Consider the following 20,330-nt stretch of genomic DNA (forward strand, 5'->3'; position numbering starts at 1 on the left):
GTAGTTTTATACTTTATAAATTTACTTCAATGTCAGACAATAAACGCGTCTTTTTAGTAGACGCATACGCCTTAATATTTCGTGGCTATTATGCCTTTATAAAAAATCCAAGAATTAACAGTAAAGGTCAAGACACCTCAGCTATTATGGGTTTTATGAACTCACTTTTAGACGTTATTAAACGCGAAAGACCAAACCTTTTAGCTGTTTGTTTTGATAAAGGCGGCAGTACTGATCGAGTAGAAATGTTTGAAGAATACAAAGCCAATAGAGACGAAACGCCCGAAGGTATAAAAACAGCTATTCCATACATTTGCCAAATTTTAGAAGCCATGCATATTCCTATCATGGTTAAAGAAGGTTTTGAAGCAGACGATGTTATTGGAACTTTAGCAAAACAAGCCGAAAAAGAAGGCTACCAAACTTTTATGGTAACACCAGATAAAGATTTTGCACAATTAGTAAGCGAAAATATTTTTATGTACAGACCTGTTTTTGGTGGTGGCTATGAAACTTGGGGAATACCAGAAGTACAGAAAAAATTTGAAGTTACAGATCCATTACAAGTTATCGACTATTTAGGTATGATGGGAGATGCAAGTGATAATATTCCAGGATTACCAGGTGTTGGTGATAAAACAGCAAAAAAGTTTTTGGCCGCTTATGGTAGTATGGAAAACTTATTTGCCAATACGCATGAGCTTAAAGGTAAAATGAAAGAAAAAATTGAAGCCAACCAAGAATTGGGTTTACTTTCTAAAAAACTAGCCACAATTATGCTTGACGTTCCTGTAGAGTTTCATGCTAAAGATTTCGAGTTAGATGCACCAGATATAGATAAAGTAAAAGAAATTTTTCAAGAATTAGAGTTTAGACGTCTTACAGATAATTTTATAAAAACTTTTGCTGAAGATTCGCCTGCAATAGGAAATAGCACTTCAAATACTTCAGAAAAACCAACTTCAAAAACAAGCACAGCACCAACCTCTAATGCTGGAGCTGGACAATTTAATTTATTTGGTGGCGATCCAAATGAAACAAAAGATGGAACCTCTAATATAGACACTGCTTTTACAAGAAGAACCGTTGCAAACACGTCTCATTTTTACCAAAGTGTCGCTCCAGGAATGGCTACCAAACTATTCATTAAAAATTTAATGAATCAAACTAGTGTGTGTTTTGATACAGAAACTACAGGCTTAAATCCATTAACTGCAGAATTAGTTGGTATCGCTTTTTCTTGGGAAACAGGAAAAGGATTTTATTTACCTTTCCCAGAAGATAAACAGGAAGCACAAGCCATTATCGAAGCATTACGATGCTTTTTTGAAGCAGAAAACATTCAGAAAATTGGTCAGAATTTAAAATACGATATCAAAGTATTAGCAAAATATAACGTAGAAGTTAAAGGTCCATTATTTGATACCATGTTAGCGCATTATTTAATTAATCCAGACATGCGTCATAATATGGATGTGTTAGCAGAAACCTATTTAAATTACACACCAGTTTCTATAACAGAACTCATTGGCAAAAAAGGCAAAAACCAATTGTCTATGCGCGATGTTCCGTTAGACAAACAAACGGAATATGCTGTCGAAGATGCAGATATTACCTTACAACTTAAGGAGCATTTTGAAAAAGAATTAGGCGAAGCCAATACACAAAAGCTTTTTGATGATATCGAAGTGCCTTTACTGCGTGTATTAGCAGCAATGGAACTAGAAGGCATTAACTTAGATAAAGACTTTTTACAATCATTATCTAACGATTTAAACAGAGACATTGAAGCTTTAGTAACCAAAATTTACGATGTTGCTGGCGAAGAATTTAATATTGCTTCACCAAAGCAATTAGGAATCATTTTATTTGAAAAATTAAAGCTTGTCGATAAACCTAAAAAAACCAAAACAGGACAATACAAAACGGGTGAAGACATTCTATCTGTATTAGCCAAAGATCATGAGATTATTCGTAATATTTTAGAATATCGTGGTCTGGCAAAATTAAAAAGTACCTATGTTGATGCTTTACCTTTACAAGTGGAAGAATCTACAGGTCGCGTACATACAGATTATATGCAAACCGTTGCTGCAACAGGACGCTTAAGTAGTAACAATCCTAACTTACAAAATATTCCAATTCGTACAGAACGTGGGCGCCAAGTACGTAAAGCGTTTATTCCTAGAAATGACGATTACACTTTACTTGCTGCCGATTATAGCCAAATAGAACTGCGTATTATTGCAGCTTTAAGTAAAGAGGAAACCATGATTGAAGCCTTTAAAAATGGTGAAGATATTCACGCTTCAACCGCTTCCAAAGTTTTTGGAGTGCCAATTGAAGAGGTAACCAGAGCGCAACGTAGCAATGCCAAAACCGTAAACTTTGGTATTATTTATGGCGTGTCTGCTTTTGGCTTAAGTAACCAAACCGATTTATCGCGTGGTGAAGCCAAAGAGCTTATTGATACCTATTACGAAACCTATCCAAAGCTTAAAAAATACATGAGCGAACAAGTCCATTTTGCTCGCGATAACGGTTATGTAAAAACCATTTTAGACAGACGCCGTTACCTAAAAGATATAAATAGCCGAAACGCTGTAGTTCGCGGTGCAGCAGAACGAAATGCGGTTAATGCACCAATACAAGGTAGTGCTGCAGATATTATAAAAATTGCTATGATTAATATTTATAATAAATTGGAAGCTGGTAATTATAAAACCAAAATGCTACTACAAGTACATGATGAATTGGTTTTTGATGTCTACAAACCAGAACTCGAAAAGATGACAACCTTAATTAAAACCGAAATGGAAAACGCCTTTAAAATGGAAGTGCCATTAGATGTTGAGGTAGATACTGGTTTGAATTGGTTGGAGGCGCATTAAATATGAAAACTATTCCTGTAACTTGTGCAATCATTCAATTTGATGATAAAATTTTAGCAGTTCAAAGAAGTGAAACGATGAAACTCCCTTTGAAATGGGAATTTGCAGGTGGAAAAATTGAAGAAGGAGAAACAGAAGTTGAATGTATAAAAAGAGAAATTTTTGAGGAATTAAATATCAAAATTGAAATCAAAGATAAGTTAACTCCTGTAACTCATGAATATCCTGATTTTAAAATTAAATTAATTCCTTTTACTGCTGAATATATTTCAGGTGAATTAATACTTAATGAACATGTTAACTCCGTTTTAGTTAATAAAAAAGAATTGATTAATTTAGATTGGGCTGAAGCAGATTTGCCAATTTTACAAGAATATTTATCACTATGAATCAAGGAATTTACGAAGAATTAATAACCCAATTAGTATCTGAAAATTTAAATAAACTTGATAAAGATAAATTCTATTTAAAGAAAACTATAATCGATAAAGAAGAAGCTTCAAATGTTTTGTCTAAACATTTAGCTAAGACTTTAAAACACGCTTTTCAACTTATCAAAGGTAAAGCAGAATTACAAATTGAAATTGCTAACAAAATAATTAAATTACTTAAAGATGAATTAAACAAACAAGAGTTTAATGATGATTTAGTAAGTATTGAAGGAGAAATATTAAAGGCAGTATTTTCTAAAACTGATGCTCACTTTTCAAATTTAGATTTAAGATTAAAAGAAATCACTCCTTATACAAGATTAACACAAAGCGAATTATTTACAGGTGGAAACGGTGGCTTATCGCTAGAAAGTGAATTAAAAAAAGAGATTCTTTCATCAAACGAAATATATCTTCTTGTCTCTTTTATAAAATTTAAAGGAATCATTATTCTTGAAAAAGAGTTACGAGAATTTACAGAACGTGGTGGAAAACTAAAAGTAATTACCACAACATATATCGGAGCAACAGATTACAAAGCAATTCAACTACTTTCTAAGCTTCCAAATACTGAAGTTAAAATATCATACAATACAAGTAACGAAAGGTTACATGCTAAAGCATATCTTTTTTATAGAAGCACTGGATTTCATACAGCATATATTGGCTCTTCAAACTTCTCAAGGTCAGCTTTAACTGATGGTTTAGAGTGGAATTTAAAAGTTACAACCAAAGAAGTAAATCACATAATCGATAAATTCAATAAGACATTTGACTCTTATTGGAAAAGTGATGATTTTGAATTATTTGATGATTCTAAGCACAAAGAGAAATTGCAAAGCGCCTTAAAGCAGAGTAAGTTTAGTAAACCTTATGAAAACGCAACAGCTTTGTTTGATATTAAGCCTTTTCCGTATCAAAAAGAAGTATTAGAAAAACTAGAAGTAGAAAGAACGGTTCATAAAAGATTTAGAAATCTTGTAGTTGCAGCTACTGGGACAGGAAAAACTGTTATTTCTGCATTTGATTATAAACGCTTCAAACAAAATAACAAATCTGCAAAATTACTATTTCTAGCACATAGAAAGGAAATCATACAAAAATCATTGTCTACTTTTCAAGGTGTTTTAAGAAATAATAATATTGGTGAATTATGGGTTGACGGTATGACTCCTAATAACTTCGAGTTTGTATTTGCTTCGGTACAATCTGTTAAAAACAAATTTAAAGAATACAACTTAACTCCTGATTATTATGATTACATCATAATAGATGAATGTCATCATCAAACAGCTAATAGTTATAGAGAAATAATAAATTATTTTAAACCAAAGGTTTTACTTGGCTTAACTGCTACTCCAGAACGAATGGATGGTGGAGACATTTTAGAAGATTTTGAGAATAAGATTGCTGCAGAAATTAGACTTCCAGAGGCAATGAATAGAAAATTGCTTTGTCCTTTTCAATATTTTGGAATTACCGATAGTATTGATTTAACCAATGTAAGTTGGTCAAGAGGGAAATATGCACCAAGTGAATTAACAGATTTGTATACAGGGAATGACAGAAGAGTTAGAGAAATCATAGATGCATTAGAAAAATACACAAAAGATATAAATGAAGTTAGGTCTTTAGGTTATTGTGTTACAATGGAACATGCAAAATTCATGGCTAAAAAATTTACTTTAGCTGGATTAAAAGCTGACTATTTAACTAGCGAAAACAGTAAAGACAGAGTTTATATTCGTCAGAAATTAGAAAAAAAAGAAATCAATTATCTATTTGTTGTCGACATGTTTAACGAAGGAATCGATATTCCAGAAATCGATACGGTTTTATTTTTAAGACCGACGGAAAGCTTAACAGTCTTTTTACAACAATTAGGAAGAGGATTAAGACTTCATGAAGAGAAAGACTGCTTGACAGTTTTAGATTTTGTTGGAAACTCAAAACCTGAATACAACTTTGAAAGCAAGTTTAGAGCTTTAATAGGTAAAACAAATACAACTGTTTTAAAAGAAATTGAGGACGATTTCCCTCATCTACCTTTAGGTTGCTCTATCATTTTAGAGAAAAAGACAAAAGAAACAATACTTAAAAATATTTCAGCTGCAACCTCATTAAATAAGAATAAGTTAATTCAAAGAATACAGCAATTTCAACATGACACTAATCTACCTTTAACAATCGGCAACTTTAGTAAGTTTTATAATATACCATTACAATCAATATATAAAAGAGATAGTTGGAAAAGACTGTGTCAATTAGCAGGAAAAATTAATGATTTTGATTCAAAAAATGAGAAAGAAATAGTCTCTGCCATATCAAATAAATGGCTTTCAACAAATTCGTTAAGCTATTTTACATTCATTTTAAAAATTGCCAAACAAAATTTTAATATAAATATTTCAGATTTAAATCAAAATGAAAAAATCATGCTTTTAATGTTACATTATGATGTTTGGCAAAAAGAAGGTGGATTTGATTCATTAAAAGAAAGTATAAAAACGATTGGTTTAAATAAAATTTTAGTTGAAGAAATCAAAGAAGTTCTCGAATTATTAATTGAAAACATCGATTTTAAGGAATTACCTATTCAGCTACCGTACGAACAACCATTAAAATTACATAGTCGTTATACTAGAGACCAAATTTTATCAGCATTTAAATTTAGTAGTTTCACCAAAAAATCATCAAATAGAGAAGGTACCGCATTAAATAAAGATTTGAATACCGAATTACTATTTATCAACCTTATTAAGTCAGAAGAAAACTTTTCACCAACCACAATGTATGATGATTATGCTGTGAATGAGTTACTATTTCATTGGCAAACTCAAAACTCAGCAAGACCTGATAAAGGAAAAGGATTATCTTATATAAAACATCAAGAACAAAATAAACGAATCTTACTTTTTGTTCGTGAAAAAGCAAAAGATGAATTTGGTAATACAAAAGGTTATGTCTTTATAGGAGAAGGAAATATAAAAGACCATTACGGTTCAAAACCAATGAGTATCAATTGGGAGTTAAACGAACCATTGCCCAATTATTTGTGGAAAGAAGCGGCAAAACTTTCCGTGGGCTAACCTATCAAGTCAAAACATTTTCCATTCAAGTTAAACCGTAAATAAGTAAAGTATTAATTTGTATGTACTAAAAATACATACTATGATAATTACAAAAATATTAGGACTTACCAGTACATTAACAAAAAGTAAAAAAGCCAAAATTGCTATTCTGCTTTTAGAAATTGGCATTTTAGCTTATGCTATTGCAACAAGTAACGAAGAGCAATCCAATAATAAAAGATTAGAAAAATAAGCCTAACTAGTTTTTCCTTCAAAAAACTCCATACATTTAATGGCAGGATTCGTTTTTCGGTTTTTAAAAGCATGAATAGAACTGCTAATTATTAGTATTACAGCTAAACCAATTGCAGTGCAAGCAACAACTGTGTTATCATTTTTATTAGCAATATAAATAGCAATTAAAGCCCAAGCTCCAACAAGAGCAAACTCTCGCATGTTTCTTGACCAAGTGACTATTATATTTATTACTGCAGCTATAATTAACATTAAAACGGTCCATACAGTTGGTGATATACCAAAACCATCCCAATTGTACTTTACTAAAACTGCTGAGACATTTGCAATACTTGCTACAGTAACCCAACCACTATAAAACACAAACGGCCACCATAAAAAGGCGATAACTGTTATTGGCGCATCAAACAATTCCATTTTATTATTTAATACTATTTTTAGTAATGAAAATAACAGCAAAAATATAAACACACTAGACAATAATGTGTAATTGTATATCCAGGCCACAATCCATAAACAATTTGCTACACACGATATTACAAACCACCAACCTGTGGAAAGTATAAAACCGTCATCGCGAACACTTACAAACAAACTACGGCTTTGATAAAATATAAACCCAAATACTAATAGATATATAATTCCCCAAATAGAAAATGCATAACCTGCTGGTGTAAATAAAGTATTGTATTGTGCAGAAACTTCGCCAATGGTTGTATTATTTAACAAACCGGTATTGGCTAAAAAGTTCATTATTAATAAAAAAACAAATGCAATAGCGTTAAGTAGTTGTAGACTTTTTTTCATTGTATTAATATAATTAAAATATTACGACAAAGAAATACTGTTTAAAAAAATGTTAGACTAAGTTTAGCGACGTTTCTTTTTCTTTCCTTTATACTTCACCTTATTCTTTCGTTGATTAAAAGGTACAGCATCGTTAAAGGTGTTTTTAGCTTCGCCTTTTGGTTTATTTTTACGCCACTTTTCAGACTTTTCTGGCAATAAAACTTTTAATAAATCCTGACGCCCAACTTTATTCAAGGTCTTTTTAATCCACGCTTTATTTTCATCTTTATACCAAAAGAAAAAACGGTGTTGTTCGTCCTTTTCTTTTCTAGTTTTAGGCGTATTTACTTTTTTAAGCGTATACGGATGGTAACCAGAATAATAAATTACAGTAGCCACCGTCATTGGTGTTGGTGTAAAACCTTGTACTTGCTCAAGCTGAAAACCCATATCTTTAGTTTCGGCAGCTAGGTTAGCCATATCTTCAACTTCACACGCTGGATGATTAGATATAAAATAAGGAATTAACTGAAGCTTTAAATTCTTCTTAATATTAATTTTATCAAAACGCTCTTTAAATTTATGGAAGTATGTAAACGATGGTTTACGCATTAATTTTAAAACAGGATCACTAGTATGTTCTGGTGCAACTTTAAGACGTCCAGACACGTGCTTGGTCATCACCTCTTCTGTGTAATCATCCAGCTCTTTTGGATCTGCATTTTTATTAAATTCTGGCACTAACATATCATGCCTAATTCCAGAACCAATAAACGATTTTTTAACCTTTGGATGTTTATCTACTGCTTTATATAAATCGGTTAATGGTTTGTGAGACGTATCTAAATTACTACATATTACGGGCGAAATACAACTTGGTGCCACACATTTGTCGCAAATAGATTGCACCTTACCTTTCATTTGATACATATTGGCACTTGGTCCTCCAATATCACTTAAATAGCCTTTAAAATCTGGCATATTAGCCACTTTATCAACTTCTTTTAAAATCGATTCTTGACTACGAGATGCGATAAATTTTCCTTGATGTGCCGAAATAGTACAGAAACTACAACCACCAAAACATCCTCTGTGAATGTTTATAGAGGTCTTAATCATCTCATAAGCTGGAATTGGACCACGCTTATTATATTTTGGGTGTGGTAATCGTGTATAAGGTAAATCGAAAGAAGCATCAATTTCAGCTTCTGTCATGGTTGGATACGGCGGATTTATCATCAAGGTCTTATCGCCTACTTTTTGAAAAATACGTCTTGCAGCTAACTTGTTAGACTCCTGCTCTATTATTTTAAAGTTAGAGGCATATTTCTTTTTATCCTTTAAACACACTTCATGCGAAGCAATTTCAACATCTATCCAATTGCTGTTTTTTGGTATGCTTTCATTTTTATCCATTAATACAGCAGTTTGTAATACTGTATTAATACTATTAAATGGCACGCCTTTTTCTAATAAACGTACTATTTCACGTAATGGTTGTTCTCCCATTCCGTAAACCAACATATCTGCTTTAGAGGTTTCTAAAATAGTTGGCAATAGTTTATCGCTCCAATAATCGTAATGCGTTACACGACGTAGAGAACCTTCAATACCACCAATTAAAACAGGAGTATCTGGCCATTTTTCTTTTAAAATTTTAGAATACACAGACGATGCATAATCTGGTCTAAATCCAATATCACCATTTGGTGTATAAGCATCTTTATCACGTTTCTTTTTATTAGCATTATAATTGCTAATCATAGGATCCATGCAACCACCAGTAACTCCAAAAAACAATCTTGGCTTACCAAGTTTTACAAAATCCTGCAAGTTATCATTTACATTAGGTTGTGGTACAATGGCAACACGTAAACCCATACTTTCTAACAAACGGCCAATTACTGCAGGTCCAAATGTTGGATGATCTACATAAGCATCTCCACTAAAAAGGATAACATCAAGTGTTTCCCATCCGCGAATTTTCACCTCTTTATTAGTGGTAGGCAACCAGCTAGATAATTTTAATTCTTGCATAACGCTGCAAAAATAGATAAAAAAAGACTCTTAACTATTATTATAAAAGGGTTTAGCATTTAATTTAACATGCAAAAAGGAAATAATACAACCATAAAACAAAAGAATTTAATTTAATTTTTAAAATTTGAGGGAGAAATAAACAATCTTAAACTTTTATAAACATCTGATTTATAAAAAATAAAGGGTAATTAACAATGTTTGGAAACATATTAACAAAGTTATCAAATAAAATACGCCATACTATTTGGTAATCAAGAAGATTGTCGTAAATTTGCAAACTCTTTTTGAGAGAGGAATGTTTAATAATAAAATTTAAAAATTGTGGATACACTAAGCTACAAAACCATTTCAGCAAACAAAGCTACTGTCGATAAGCAGTGGGTTTTAGTGGACGCTGATGGTCAAACTTTAGGGCGTATGTGCACTCAAATCGCAAGATTATTAAGAGGAAAGCACAAGCCAAGCTTCACACCACACGTTGACTGTGGAGATAACGTAATTGTTATCAATGCAGAAAAAATCAACTTAACAGGAAACAAGTGGAATGACAAATCTTACATTCGTCACACAGGTTACCCAGGTGGTCAAAGAAGTTTAACTGCTACTGAATTGTTCGGAAAAGATCCAGCAAGATTAGTAGAGAAATCTGTAAAAGGAATGTTACCTAAAAACAAATTAGGAGCAGCTCTTTTTAGAAACTTAACTGTTGTTACAGGAACTGAGCACGCTCACGAAGCTCAAAAACCTAAAACAATTAACTTAAACGAATTCAAGTAATGGAAGTATTACACAAAATTGGTCGTCGTAAAACGGCTGTTGCTCGTGTTTACCTTAAAGAAGGTAAAGGAAACATCACGGTTAACAAAAAAGATTTAAAAGACTACTTCGATACAGCAACGTTACAGTACAAAGTAAACCAACCGTTAGCATTAACTAACAACGAAGGTAACTTTGATATTTCTGTAAATGTATTTGGAGGTGGTATTACTGGTCAAGCAGAAGCTATCCGTTTAGCAATTTCTCGCGCAATGTGTGAGTTAAATGACGAAAACAGAGGTATTCTTAAACCAGAAGGTTTATTAACTAGAGACCCAAGAATGGTTGAGCGTAAAAAATTCGGACAGAAGAAAGCGCGTAAAAAATTCCAATTCTCGAAACGTTAATATTATCCTTCAACAGTATTGTATAGTATCAATACTGTTGAGACAAAACAAAAAAATAAAACAGTTATTGTTGTCCTAGCCTTAAAGCAGGATTTAGTTTAGCATCTAAATGAAGCCATAAGCTTTCTAGCTCATTGGAACATTGCTAATTCAACAGAACGTAAACTATTACAAAATGGCAGTAGAAGTAAAAGAATTACTTGAAGCAGGTGTACACTTTGGTCACCTTACACGTAAGTGGGATCCAAATATGGCGCCTTACGTATATATGGAACGTAACGGAATCCATATTATAAACTTATACAAAACAGCAGCTAAGATTGACGAAGCTGGAGAAGCTTTAGCAAAAATTGCAGCCTCTGGTCGTAAAATCTTATTTGTTGCTACAAAAAAACAAGCAAAAGACATCGTTGCTGAAAAAGCAGGTAGCATTAACATGCCTTACATCACAGAAAGATGGCCAGGTGGAATGTTAACTAACTTCGTAACTATTAGAAAAGCTATTAAAAAAATGGCTACTATTGATAGAATGAAGAAAGATGGAACATTTTTAACTTTATCTAAAAAAGAACGTTTACAAGTTGACCGTTTAAGAGCGAAGTTAGAAAAAAACTTAGGTTCTATTGTTGATATGACACGTCTTCCAGGAGCTTTGTTTGTTGTAGATATTAAACGTGAGCATATCGCGATTAAAGAAGCACAAAAATTAAACATTCCTATTTTTGCAATGGTAGATACTAACTCAGATCCACGTCAAGTAGATTACGTTATACCAGCAAATGATGATGCTTCTAAATCAATCGATAAAATATTAACGCACGTTACTGAAGCTATTACTGGTGGATTAAACGAGCGTAAAGCTGAAAAAGCTGAAAAAGCTGAAGGTAAAGCCGAGAAAAAGGCTGCTCCAGCTAAAAAAGCGACTGCAGTTAAAGAAGAAGAAGAATAAATAACAATTTCGAAACATTTATAAGTCGTTTAATTCTTTTCTTTACAGAAATAAATTGAACGACTTTTTTTTAAATTAACTTATATTATGAGTGATGTAAAAATTTCAGCAGCAGAAGTAAACAAATTAAGAAAAGCTACTGGTGCAGGTATGATGGATTGTAAAAAAGCCTTAGTTGAAGCTAAAGGTGATTTTGATGCTGCTATCGACGTATTACGTAAAAAAGGACAAAAAGTAGCTGAAAAAAGAGCTGACAGAGATTCTTCTGAAGGTGCTGCTGCAATTAAAATAAATGATGACAATACTGTTGGTGTTGCTATTGTATTAGGATGTGAAACAGATTTCGTTGGTAAAAACGAAAACTTCTTAGCATTAGCTAACGAATTAGCAGACAAAGCAATCAACTTTGACAACAAAGAAGATTTCTTAGCATCAGATTTTGGTGGTATGACTGTATCTGAAAAATTAGTTGAGCAAACAGGTGTTATTGGTGAGAAATTAGAAATCAACGCTTTCGAGAAATTAGAAGCTCCTTACGTTGGTTCTTACGTGCACATTAACAAAATTGGTGCATTAGTAGGTTTATCTCAAGAAAATGCAGAAGTAGCTAAAGATGTAGCTATGCAAGTAGCTTCTATGGGAGCAACAACTTTATCTTACAAAGATTTTGATCCAGCATACATTGCTAGCGAAACAGAAGCAAGAATTGCTGTTATTGAAAAAGATAACGAAGAGTTAGCACGTTTAGGTAAAACACTTAAAAACGTACCTCAATACATTTCTATGGCACAATTAACTCCAGAAGTTATGGCACAAGCCGAAGCTGATGCAAAAGAGCAATTAAAAGCTGAAGGTAAACCAGAACAAATTTGGGATAAAATTTTACCAGGAAAAATGGATCGTTTTGTTAGCGATAACACAACTTTAGATCAAGAACAATGTTTACTTGACCAAAAGTTTATTAAAGACGAAAAGCAAACAGTTGCAGATTACGTAGCGTCTAAAAACGTTGAAGTAACTGCTTTTAAACGTGTTTCTTTAGGATAGTTTTATCATTCCGCACTTGATGCGGAATTCACAATAATACAAAACCACTACTCTATTTTAGAGCTAGTGGTTTTTTTATACTTTAAAAATTACAACTAAAAAAAGTAATATTTCTACAGAAATAGCAATTTTAAAAATAAAAAAATTATGTAGCTTTGCTAAACTCTTATTCTCACATGAAATACAAAAGAATCCTCCTAAAACTATCTGGTGAAGCCTTAATGGGAAATCGCCAATATGGTATTGATCCAGAACGTCTTGCAGAATATGCACAAGACATAAAAGCAGTAACAGAAAAAGGAATAGAAGTTGCCATAGTTATTGGTGGCGGAAACATTTTTAGAGGTGTTGCCGGAGCCATGAATGGTATGGACAGAGTTCAAGGTGACCACATGGGAATGCTTGCTACTGTTATAAATGGTTTAGCTTTACAACAAGCTTTAGAAGATGCCGAAGTTAAAACAAGACTACAAACAGCAATAAAAATTAATGAGGTGGCAGAGCCTTTTATTCGCCGTAAAGCCATGAGCCATTTACGCAAAGGACGTGTAGTTATTTTTGGTGGCGGAACAGGAAACCCATATTTCACTACAGATTCTGCAGCCGTATTAAGAGCAATAGAAATTGAAGCCGATGTTATTTTAAAAGGAACTCGTGTAGATGGTATTTATAATGCAGATCCAGAAAAAGATGCCGAAGCTATAAAATTTGATCATATTACTTTTGACGATGTTTTACGTAAAGGTTTAAAAGTAATGGACACAACAGCATTTACCTTAAGTCAAGAAAACGATTTACCAATAATAGTTTTCGATATGAATACAAGAGGTAATTTAATGAAAGTAGTCTCTGGAGAAAACATAGGAACACAAGTAAGTTTATAAAAAAATTCTAACCTTTTTCTAAAAAGTATTACTTTAGTATTAATTATTAGAAAAAACCATAAACTTTAAAATTCTTAATTAAGGTTTAAAACTCTAGTAAACAACAAAATATATTTTGGCTTAATTCTTGAAATAAGCTAATTAGTAATAAATATTTTAACAATGAACGAAGACATTCAATTTATAATTGATAGCGCTAAAGAGTCTATGGACGCTGCTATCGAGCATTTAAAAAAGCAATTTTTAAACATACGTGCAGGAAAGGCAAGTCCAGCAATGTTAGGTAGTGTAGTTGTAGATTATTATGGCTCTAAAACACCATTAAGCCAAGTAGCAAATGTAAACACACCAGATGGTAGAACCATTACAATACAACCTTGGGAAAAAGGAATGATTCAAGAAATTGAAAAAGCAATAATGATTGCTAATTTAGGTTTTAACCCAATGAATAATGGTGAATCATTAATAATTAACGTACCACCATTAACCGAAGAACGTAGATTGCAACTTGGAAAACAAGCAAAAGCAGAAGCAGAAGATGCAAAAGTAGGTGTTAGAAATGCACGAAAAGATGCAAATAACGATATTAAAAAAGTTGATGACGCCTCTGAAGATTTGCAAAAAAATGCAGAAGCAGACATACAAGAACTTACAAACAAATCTGTTAAAAAAATTGATGAGCTCTTAGCAAATAAAGATGCCGAAATCATGACAGTATAAACGTTAAAAGCGACTTAATTGTCGCTTTTTTTTTGCCAAAAAAATGTAACTTTAAAGCTTATTTAAAAGCATGCGCTTAACAAAACTTATATTGTTATTTTTTATTCTTACGCTATCTACAGTTTGTATAGCACAAGACTATAAGTTTATTCTTAAAAACCAGCATTTATTAACAGAAGCGCAAATAAAAACTACCGAGATAATTATCACTCCAGATGTTAACCTTTTTAATGAAAAAGGTCAATTATTACCAATATCTCAAATGGAGCTTATGGCAAATCCAGAGTATAAACCACTTTTTTACGTGGGTGATAATGGTAAAATAAAATCGGTAGTATTTCAAAAAAGAAACAATAATCCTGTTTTAATAGAAAAAAATCCTGAGGCACATTTTGAGCCTGGAGAAAAAGCTTTAGATTTTTTAGTTACAGATATTAATGGTAAAAAAATTAAACTTTCTAGACTAAAAGGCAAAATTGTTGTTTTAAATTTTTGGTTTATTAAATGTCCGCCATGTATACAGGAAATACCAGATTTAAATAAATTAAAAACTAAATTTAAAGATGACAATGTAGAGTTTATTGCCATTACATTTAATACAAAAGAAGAAATTAAAACTTTTTTAAAAGCTAAAAAATTCAACTATACTTTAGCTCACAGTGCAAATAACATAATTAACAACTACCGTGTAAGTAGTTTTCCAACTAATATGGTTATAAATCAAAAAGGAGAAATAGTACTTAAAGAGCTTGGTTATAGAACAAATATAAATACAGTACTTTCTAACGCTATAAAATCCCTACTTAAATAATTTATGGCTAAACACTGGATTTTTATATTAATTTTTAGTTTTTGCATAACTTTAAGTGCTCAAACACCTGAAGAAAAAAACGAAAAAGTAACAGACACTACAAAATCTACCGAATTGTTAAAACAAATAGGTAATGGTTTTTTTCCAACAAAAATCTGGAATTTCGATTTGCGATATTTAGTGAAATTTAACCAGTATGAAGGTTTTAGAACCGGTTTAGGAGGTGTTACAAACGATTCTTTTTCTAAACGTTTTAGAATAGATTCTTATGTTGTTTATGGTTTTGCAGACCATAGATTTAAGTACAAAATTGGCGGAGGCATTTTATTAAATACTAAAACAAAAACGTGGTTAAATCTTTTTTATAATGACGATTTACAAGAAACTGGGAGTTCTACTTTTTTAACAGACGGTAGAATGTTTTCTTTTTTTGAACCGCGCCTTTTAAATATAGAGTTATTTCATAAACACATAACATCTGCTATAAGTTTAGAGCATGAAATAACACCTAAACTATATACAGAAACACAATTTGCGGTTAGTAATGTAGAGCCAACCTATAATTATTCGTACATATTAAACGGCGAAAGTTTTAGACAGTTTGATATGAGTACTGCTAAAATTGCTGTACAATGGGATCCTTTTACAGAATATGAAACGCAAAACGGAAAAACAAAAATAACAAAAGATGCCTTTCCTAAGTTTTCATTTCAATATACCAAAAACTTAAAAAATGTTTTTGATGCAAATTTTAATTTTTCAAAAGTCGATTTTAAAGCCATTCACAAAATAAGTCACAGTAAAGAATCTTATTCAACTTTTAGGCTCTCTGCAGGAATAGCAAGAGGCGATACGCCATTAACACATTTATATCACGCATACCCAAACAATAATAACAAAGAAACTATAATGCAGCGATTCTCTGTTGCTGGTATCAATAGTTTTGAAACCATGTATTTTAATGAATTTTTTTCAGACAGGTTTGCGACTTTAATAGCTAAACACTATTTAAAACCTTTTAAAATATTTAAAGGTTTTAATCCGCAACTTGTTTTAATTACAAGATATGCCGTTGGAGACATGAAAAATATAGATAGGCATCAAAATATAACCTTTGGCACACTAGATAAAGGTTATACAGAGTCTGGTTTCGAACTAAACAAATTACTATTTGGTTTTGGAGTTAGTTTTGCCTACAGATATGGCGGATACCACTTGGCAAACAATGAAGATAATATTGCTCTTAAGTTTACATTTAACATTACCTTATAATTTTATTTATTGTCTCGCATAATCCTAAGGTTTTCCATACCTTTGCGCCTACTTTAACGATGACATGTCAAAACTAAAAAAATCTAAATTTTGGGATATTGTAGCAAGACTTATTTTGCGCAATAAAATTGGTATTCTTCTAGGTGTTATTTTAATAACTCTTTTATTAAGTACGCAATGGAAATACATGCGTTTTACCTATACCGAAGCCAATTTACTTCCAGATGACCATGAGGTAAATATTGAGTATAACAGATTTCTGGATATTTTTGGAGAAGAAGGTAATTTAATAGTCCTTGGTGTTAAAGACTCAACACTTTTTACAGTTGAAAAGTTAAACGCCTGGAACGCACTTTCTGAAGCTTTTAGAAAAGACAGCTTAGTAGAAACTGTAGTATCTATTAAAGACCTCCAAAAACTTGTAAAAAATCAAGATGCAAAAAAGTTTGAATTAGAACCGTTTATTAAAGATTCTATTGCTTCTATCTCACAAATAGATATATTACAGGAAGAACTTTTTAACAAATACCCTTTTTACGATAACTTTCTCTACAACAAAAACACAAAAACAATTAGAACAGCACTTTATCTTAAAAAAGATATTGTAAACACTCCTAAACGTAAAGATTTTGTTGTCAAAAACTTAATGACAAAAGTTAAAACTTTTGAAGACACTTACAATCTAGACGTTAGAATTTCTGGTATGCCATATATTAGAACTCTAAATGCACAAAATATTGTAGACGAAATTGGAATGTTTGTTTTGGCCGCTTTATTAGTAACCTCGCTTATATTCTTTTTATTTTTTAGGTCTTTTAGAGCCACATTTATTTCTTTAATTGTTGTATGTATTGGTGTCATGTGGACGCTTGGAATATTAGGGCTGTTACGTTACGAAATTACCGTATTAACAGCATTAATACCGCCACTAATAATTGTTATTGGGATACCCAATTGCATCTTTTTAATTAATAAATACCAACATGAAGTAAAACTTCATGGCAACAAAGTAAAATCTTTACAACGTGTAATTACAAAAGTTGGTAACGCAACCTTAATGACTAATGTAACTACTGCATCTGGCTTTGCTACATTTATAATTACAGAAAGTAAATTGCTTAAAGAATTTGGTGTTGTAGCTTCACTAAGTATTATTGCCATATTTATACTATGCATACTAATTATACCAATAATATATACCTTTTTACCTTACCCAAAAGAGCGTCATTTAGAGCATTTAAATAAACGCTGGATAGGCGGTTTTGTAAATTGGATGGAGCGTATGGTAAAAGAAAAGCGCATTACTATTTACATAACATCTCTATGTTTATTAATTACATGTATTATAGGTATTTACCAAATAAAAATTTCTGGTAGTTTAATAGAAGACATGCCTAAAAAAACAGAATTCTTTCAAGACATTCGTTTTTTTGAAAGTGAGTTTAATGGCATAATGCCATTAGAAATTATGGTAAATACCAAACGTAAAAAAGGCGTTATGAAGTCTACTACTTTAAAACGCATGAATGATATAGAAGACTTAATAATAGAAACACCAGAGTTGTCAAGACCAATTTCTATAGTAAGTTTAGTAAAATATTCTAAACAAGCTTTTTATAATGGCAACCCAAAATACTACCAACTGCCCACAAAACAAGAAGAAGCTTTTATATTACCATATATAAAAAACTCTAGTTCTGGTGATGTAGATTTACTAAAAAACTTTGTAGACTCTACAGGACAATATGCCAGAATAACAACCTTTATGAAAGATATTGGCACCGATAGAATGGAGCGTATTGAAGATAATTTACTAACTAAAATTGGTAGAGTTTTTCCAAAAGAAAAATACGAAGTTACCATGACTGGTAAAGCATTAGTTTTTCAAAAAGGAACAAAATACCTAGTAAAAAACCTTGCATTGTCCTTATCCTTAGCGATTGTTCTTATATCGTTGTTCATGGCTTACATGTTCCGTTCGTTTAGAATGATAATTGTATCGTTAATCCCTAACTTATTACCACTTGTTGTAACAGCTGGATTAATGGGTTATCTAGGTGTACCAATCAAACCATCAACAATATTAGTATTTAGTATAGCTTTTGGTATTTCGGTAGATGATACCATTCACTTTTTAGCAAAATACCGCCAAGAACTACAAGCAAATAACTGGAAAATAAAAAAATCTGTATATGCAGCATTGCGAGAAACAGGAGTAAGTATGTTTTATACATCTATAGTATTATTCTTCGGTTTTTCGGTATTTATAATTTCAAGTTTTGGTGGTACAGTAGCATTAGGCGCATTAGTTTCTGTAACTTTACTTTTTGCAATGCTATCAAATTTACTATTATTACCATCGCTATTATTATCGTTAGAACGTAATATTGCAAATAAAGAAATACTAAAAAAACCAACTATAAATATTATTCCTGTTGAAAATGATGATGAAATTATAGGCGATTCAGAAGAATAAAATAAGTTAAAAAATTATATTTGTTATTAAAATTAAGTACAAATGACATCAAAAACAGTTGCACAATTATTAAAAGAAACACCACTACAAGAAGTAGAAATAAAAGGCTGGGTTAGAACCTTTAGAGCCAAAAGGTTTATTGCTTTAAACGATGGCTCTACACTTAATAATATACAATGTGTAGTTGATTTCGAAAACACTCCTGAAGACACTTTAAAACGTATTACTACTGGTGCTGCCGTACATATTAAAGGAGAATTAGTAGAGAGCCAAGGTAAAGGTCAAAATGTTGAAATTGTAGTATCTACAATAGAAATTCTTGGAGATAGTGACCCAGAAACCTACCCTATTCAACCTAAAAAGCATTCCTTCGAATTTTTAAGAGAAAACGCACACTTACGCACACGTACTAATACCTTTAGCGCTGTTATGCGTTTACGCTCTGCATTATCGTTTGCAATACACAAGTATTTTAACGATAATGGCTTTTATTATATGCACACTCCAATTATTACAGGTAGTGATGCCGAAGGAGCAGGAGAAATGTTTAGAGTAAGTACTTTAGATCAAAAAAAACCACCATTAACAGAAGATGGAGACATTGATCACACAAAAAACTTTTTTGGTAAAGACACAAACCTAACAGTATCTGGACAGTTAGAGGCAGAGACGTATGCCATGTCTTTAGGCAAAGTATATACTTTTGGGCCAACTTTTAGAGCAGAAAACTCTAACACATCGCGCCATTTATCAGAGTTTTGGATGATTGAACCAGAAGTTGCCTTTATGGATCTTGCTGGAAATATGGATTTAGCCGAAGATTTTATGAAATCGGTTATTAGCTATATTTTAGAAAACAATGCAGAAGACTTAGAGTTTTTAGATAAACGTTTAAAAGACGAAGAAAAAACGAAACCACAAGCAGAACGTAGTGACCTTTCTTTAATTGAAAAATTAAAATTTGTAACCGAAAACAATTTCAAACGTGTAAGTTATACCGAAGCAATAGATATTCTTAAAAAATCTAAACCAAATAAGAAGAAAAAATTCAATTATATAATTGAAGAATGGGGAGCAGACTTACAGTCTGAGCACGAACGTTTCTTAGTAGAAAAACACTTTAAATGCCCAGTAATATTATTTGATTATCCTGCAAATATAAAAGCATTTTATATGCGTTTAAATGAAGACGGAAAAACCGTTCGTGCAATGGATATTTTATTCCCAGGCATTGGAGAAATGGTTGGAGGCTCTCAAAGAGAAGAACGACTAGACGTTTTAAAAGAAAAAATGGCCGTTTTAAACATACCTGAAGAAGAACTTTGGTGGTATTTAGATTTACGTAAATATGGTACAGCCGTACACTCTGGTTTTGGTTTAGGTTTCGAGCGTTTAGTTATGTTTGCAACAGGCATGAGTAATATACGCGATGTAATACCTTACCCAAGAACACCACAAAATGCAGAGTTTTAAACACATTATAAAACTTAAATAATTACTAAAACAATCTACTAAAATCAAATTTGTAGAT

Annotated in this window: 16 protein-coding genes; 14 read left to right on the top strand and 2 right to left on the bottom strand. The window is 31.8% G+C overall.

The window, feature by feature from the left end:
* Window positions 1–29: 29 nt before the first annotated feature.
* The 4 genes from polA (at window position 30) to LACAL_RS15370 (ending at window position 6,646) form a co-directional block, all read left to right on the top strand.
* A complete protein-coding gene (polA, locus tag LACAL_RS03480; RefSeq protein WP_013869316.1) occupies window positions 30–2,891 on the top strand; it encodes a DNA polymerase I in 2,862 nt (953 codons plus the stop codon).
* 2 nt (window positions 2,892–2,893) lie between these two features.
* Window positions 2,894–3,280 carry a (deoxy)nucleoside triphosphate pyrophosphohydrolase gene (locus tag LACAL_RS03485; RefSeq protein WP_041301277.1) on the top strand — a complete coding sequence of 129 codons (387 nt, stop codon included), beginning with the start codon at window positions 2,894–2,896 and terminating at the stop codon, window positions 3,278–3,280.
* Window positions 3,277–6,411 carry a DEAD/DEAH box helicase gene (locus LACAL_RS03490; RefSeq protein WP_013869318.1) on the top strand — a complete coding sequence of 1,045 codons (3,135 nt, stop codon included), beginning with the start codon at window positions 3,277–3,279 and terminating at the stop codon, window positions 6,409–6,411. The genes LACAL_RS03485 and LACAL_RS03490 overlap by 4 nt, the downstream gene beginning before the upstream one ends.
* Before the next feature lie 82 nt (window positions 6,412–6,493).
* Window positions 6,494–6,646 (top strand): hypothetical protein, encoded by a 153-nt coding sequence (locus LACAL_RS15370; protein WP_013869319.1) that lies wholly within the window; start codon window positions 6,494–6,496, stop codon window positions 6,644–6,646.
* A 2-nt stretch (window positions 6,647–6,648) separates the two neighbouring features.
* Here the strand turns inward: LACAL_RS15370 and LACAL_RS03495 are convergent, their stop codons facing one another.
* Both LACAL_RS03495 and LACAL_RS03500 read right to left on the bottom strand, forming a co-directional pair.
* Window positions 6,649–7,455 carry a hypothetical protein gene (locus LACAL_RS03495; protein ID WP_013869320.1) on the bottom strand — a complete coding sequence of 269 codons (807 nt, stop codon included), beginning with the start codon at window positions 7,453–7,455 and terminating at the stop codon, window positions 6,649–6,651.
* Between the two features lie 63 nt (window positions 7,456–7,518).
* The gene (locus LACAL_RS03500; protein ID WP_013869321.1) at window positions 7,519–9,474 is read right to left on the bottom strand and encodes a YgiQ family radical SAM protein; all 1,956 of its coding nucleotides are present in this window, start codon (window positions 9,472–9,474) and stop codon (window positions 7,519–7,521) included.
* A gap of 324 nt (window positions 9,475–9,798) precedes the next feature.
* On the opposite strand from LACAL_RS03500, the gene rplM reads away from it, so the two are divergent.
* The 10 genes from rplM to asnS all read left to right on the top strand — a co-directional run bounded on the left by rplM (window position 9,799) and on the right by asnS (window position 20,272).
* Window positions 9,799–10,254, top strand: coding sequence for a 50S ribosomal protein L13 (gene rplM, locus LACAL_RS03505; RefSeq protein ID WP_013869322.1), 456 nt, complete (start codon window positions 9,799–9,801; stop codon window positions 10,252–10,254).
* Window positions 10,254–10,640 carry a 30S ribosomal protein S9 gene (gene rpsI, locus LACAL_RS03510; RefSeq protein WP_013869323.1) on the top strand — a complete coding sequence of 129 codons (387 nt, stop codon included), beginning with the start codon at window positions 10,254–10,256 and terminating at the stop codon, window positions 10,638–10,640. The genes rplM and rpsI overlap by 1 nt, the downstream gene beginning before the upstream one ends.
* A gap of 175 nt (window positions 10,641–10,815) precedes the next feature.
* Window positions 10,816–11,589: a 30S ribosomal protein S2 gene (gene rpsB, locus LACAL_RS03515; RefSeq protein WP_013869324.1), complete on the top strand. Its 774-nt coding sequence runs from the start codon at window positions 10,816–10,818 to the stop codon at window positions 11,587–11,589.
* 87 nt (window positions 11,590–11,676) lie between these two features.
* Window positions 11,677–12,636, top strand: coding sequence for a translation elongation factor Ts (gene tsf / locus LACAL_RS03520; protein ID WP_013869325.1), 960 nt, complete (start codon window positions 11,677–11,679; stop codon window positions 12,634–12,636).
* 176 nt (window positions 12,637–12,812) lie between these two features.
* A complete protein-coding gene (gene pyrH / locus LACAL_RS03525) occupies window positions 12,813–13,520 on the top strand; it encodes a UMP kinase (protein ID WP_041301278.1) in 708 nt (235 codons plus the stop codon).
* 162 nt (window positions 13,521–13,682) lie between these two features.
* Window positions 13,683–14,240, top strand: coding sequence for a ribosome recycling factor (gene frr, locus LACAL_RS03530; protein WP_013869327.1), 558 nt, complete (start codon window positions 13,683–13,685; stop codon window positions 14,238–14,240).
* A gap of 70 nt (window positions 14,241–14,310) precedes the next feature.
* Complete coding sequence (locus tag LACAL_RS14960; RefSeq protein WP_013869328.1) at window positions 14,311–15,051, top strand: peroxiredoxin; 741 nt, start codon at window positions 14,311–14,313, stop codon at window positions 15,049–15,051.
* Window positions 15,052–15,054: 3 nt separating this feature from the next.
* On the top strand, window positions 15,055–16,323 hold the full coding sequence (locus tag LACAL_RS03540; protein WP_013869329.1) for a DUF5686 family protein: 1,269 nt from the start codon (window positions 15,055–15,057) through the stop codon (window positions 16,321–16,323).
* Between the two features lie 64 nt (window positions 16,324–16,387).
* Window positions 16,388–18,799: an RND family transporter gene (locus tag LACAL_RS03545; RefSeq protein WP_013869330.1), complete on the top strand. Its 2,412-nt coding sequence runs from the start codon at window positions 16,388–16,390 to the stop codon at window positions 18,797–18,799.
* A gap of 42 nt (window positions 18,800–18,841) precedes the next feature.
* A complete protein-coding gene (asnS, locus tag LACAL_RS03550; protein ID WP_013869331.1) occupies window positions 18,842–20,272 on the top strand; it encodes an asparagine--tRNA ligase in 1,431 nt (476 codons plus the stop codon).
* The last annotated feature ends 58 nt before the right edge of the window (window positions 20,273–20,330 follow it).

Source organism: Lacinutrix sp. 5H-3-7-4, from assembly GCF_000211855.2.
Taxonomy (GTDB): Bacteria; Bacteroidota; Bacteroidia; order Flavobacteriales; family Flavobacteriaceae; genus Lacinutrix.

What these genes read in the sequence shown, in the direction of transcription:
- LACAL_RS03495 (WP_013869320.1), bottom strand. Translation starts at nt 7,455, where the DNA reads ATGAAAAAAAGTCTACAACTACTTAACGCTATTGCATTTGTTTTTTTA.
- polA (WP_013869316.1), top strand. Translation starts at nt 30, where the DNA reads ATGTCAGACAATAAACGCGTCTTTTTAGTAGACGCATACGCCTTAATA.
- LACAL_RS14960 (WP_013869328.1), top strand. Translation starts at nt 14,311, where the DNA reads ATGCGCTTAACAAAACTTATATTGTTATTTTTTATTCTTACGCTATCT.
- LACAL_RS03500 (WP_013869321.1), bottom strand. Translation starts at nt 9,474, where the DNA reads ATGCAAGAATTAAAATTATCTAGCTGGTTGCCTACCACTAATAAAGAG.
- LACAL_RS15370 (WP_013869319.1), top strand. Translation starts at nt 6,494, where the DNA reads ATGATAATTACAAAAATATTAGGACTTACCAGTACATTAACAAAAAGT.
- pyrH (WP_041301278.1), top strand. Translation starts at nt 12,813, where the DNA reads ATGAAATACAAAAGAATCCTCCTAAAACTATCTGGTGAAGCCTTAATG.
- frr (WP_013869327.1), top strand. Translation starts at nt 13,683, where the DNA reads ATGAACGAAGACATTCAATTTATAATTGATAGCGCTAAAGAGTCTATG.
- tsf (WP_013869325.1), top strand. Translation starts at nt 11,677, where the DNA reads ATGAGTGATGTAAAAATTTCAGCAGCAGAAGTAAACAAATTAAGAAAA.
- rpsI (WP_013869323.1), top strand. Translation starts at nt 10,254, where the DNA reads ATGGAAGTATTACACAAAATTGGTCGTCGTAAAACGGCTGTTGCTCGT.
- LACAL_RS03485 (WP_041301277.1), top strand. Translation starts at nt 2,894, where the DNA reads ATGAAAACTATTCCTGTAACTTGTGCAATCATTCAATTTGATGATAAA.
- LACAL_RS03490 (WP_013869318.1), top strand. Translation starts at nt 3,277, where the DNA reads ATGAATCAAGGAATTTACGAAGAATTAATAACCCAATTAGTATCTGAA.
- asnS (WP_013869331.1), top strand. Translation starts at nt 18,842, where the DNA reads ATGACATCAAAAACAGTTGCACAATTATTAAAAGAAACACCACTACAA.
- LACAL_RS03545 (WP_013869330.1), top strand. Translation starts at nt 16,388, where the DNA reads ATGTCAAAACTAAAAAAATCTAAATTTTGGGATATTGTAGCAAGACTT.
- LACAL_RS03540 (WP_013869329.1), top strand. Translation starts at nt 15,055, where the DNA reads ATGGCTAAACACTGGATTTTTATATTAATTTTTAGTTTTTGCATAACT.
- rpsB (WP_013869324.1), top strand. Translation starts at nt 10,816, where the DNA reads ATGGCAGTAGAAGTAAAAGAATTACTTGAAGCAGGTGTACACTTTGGT.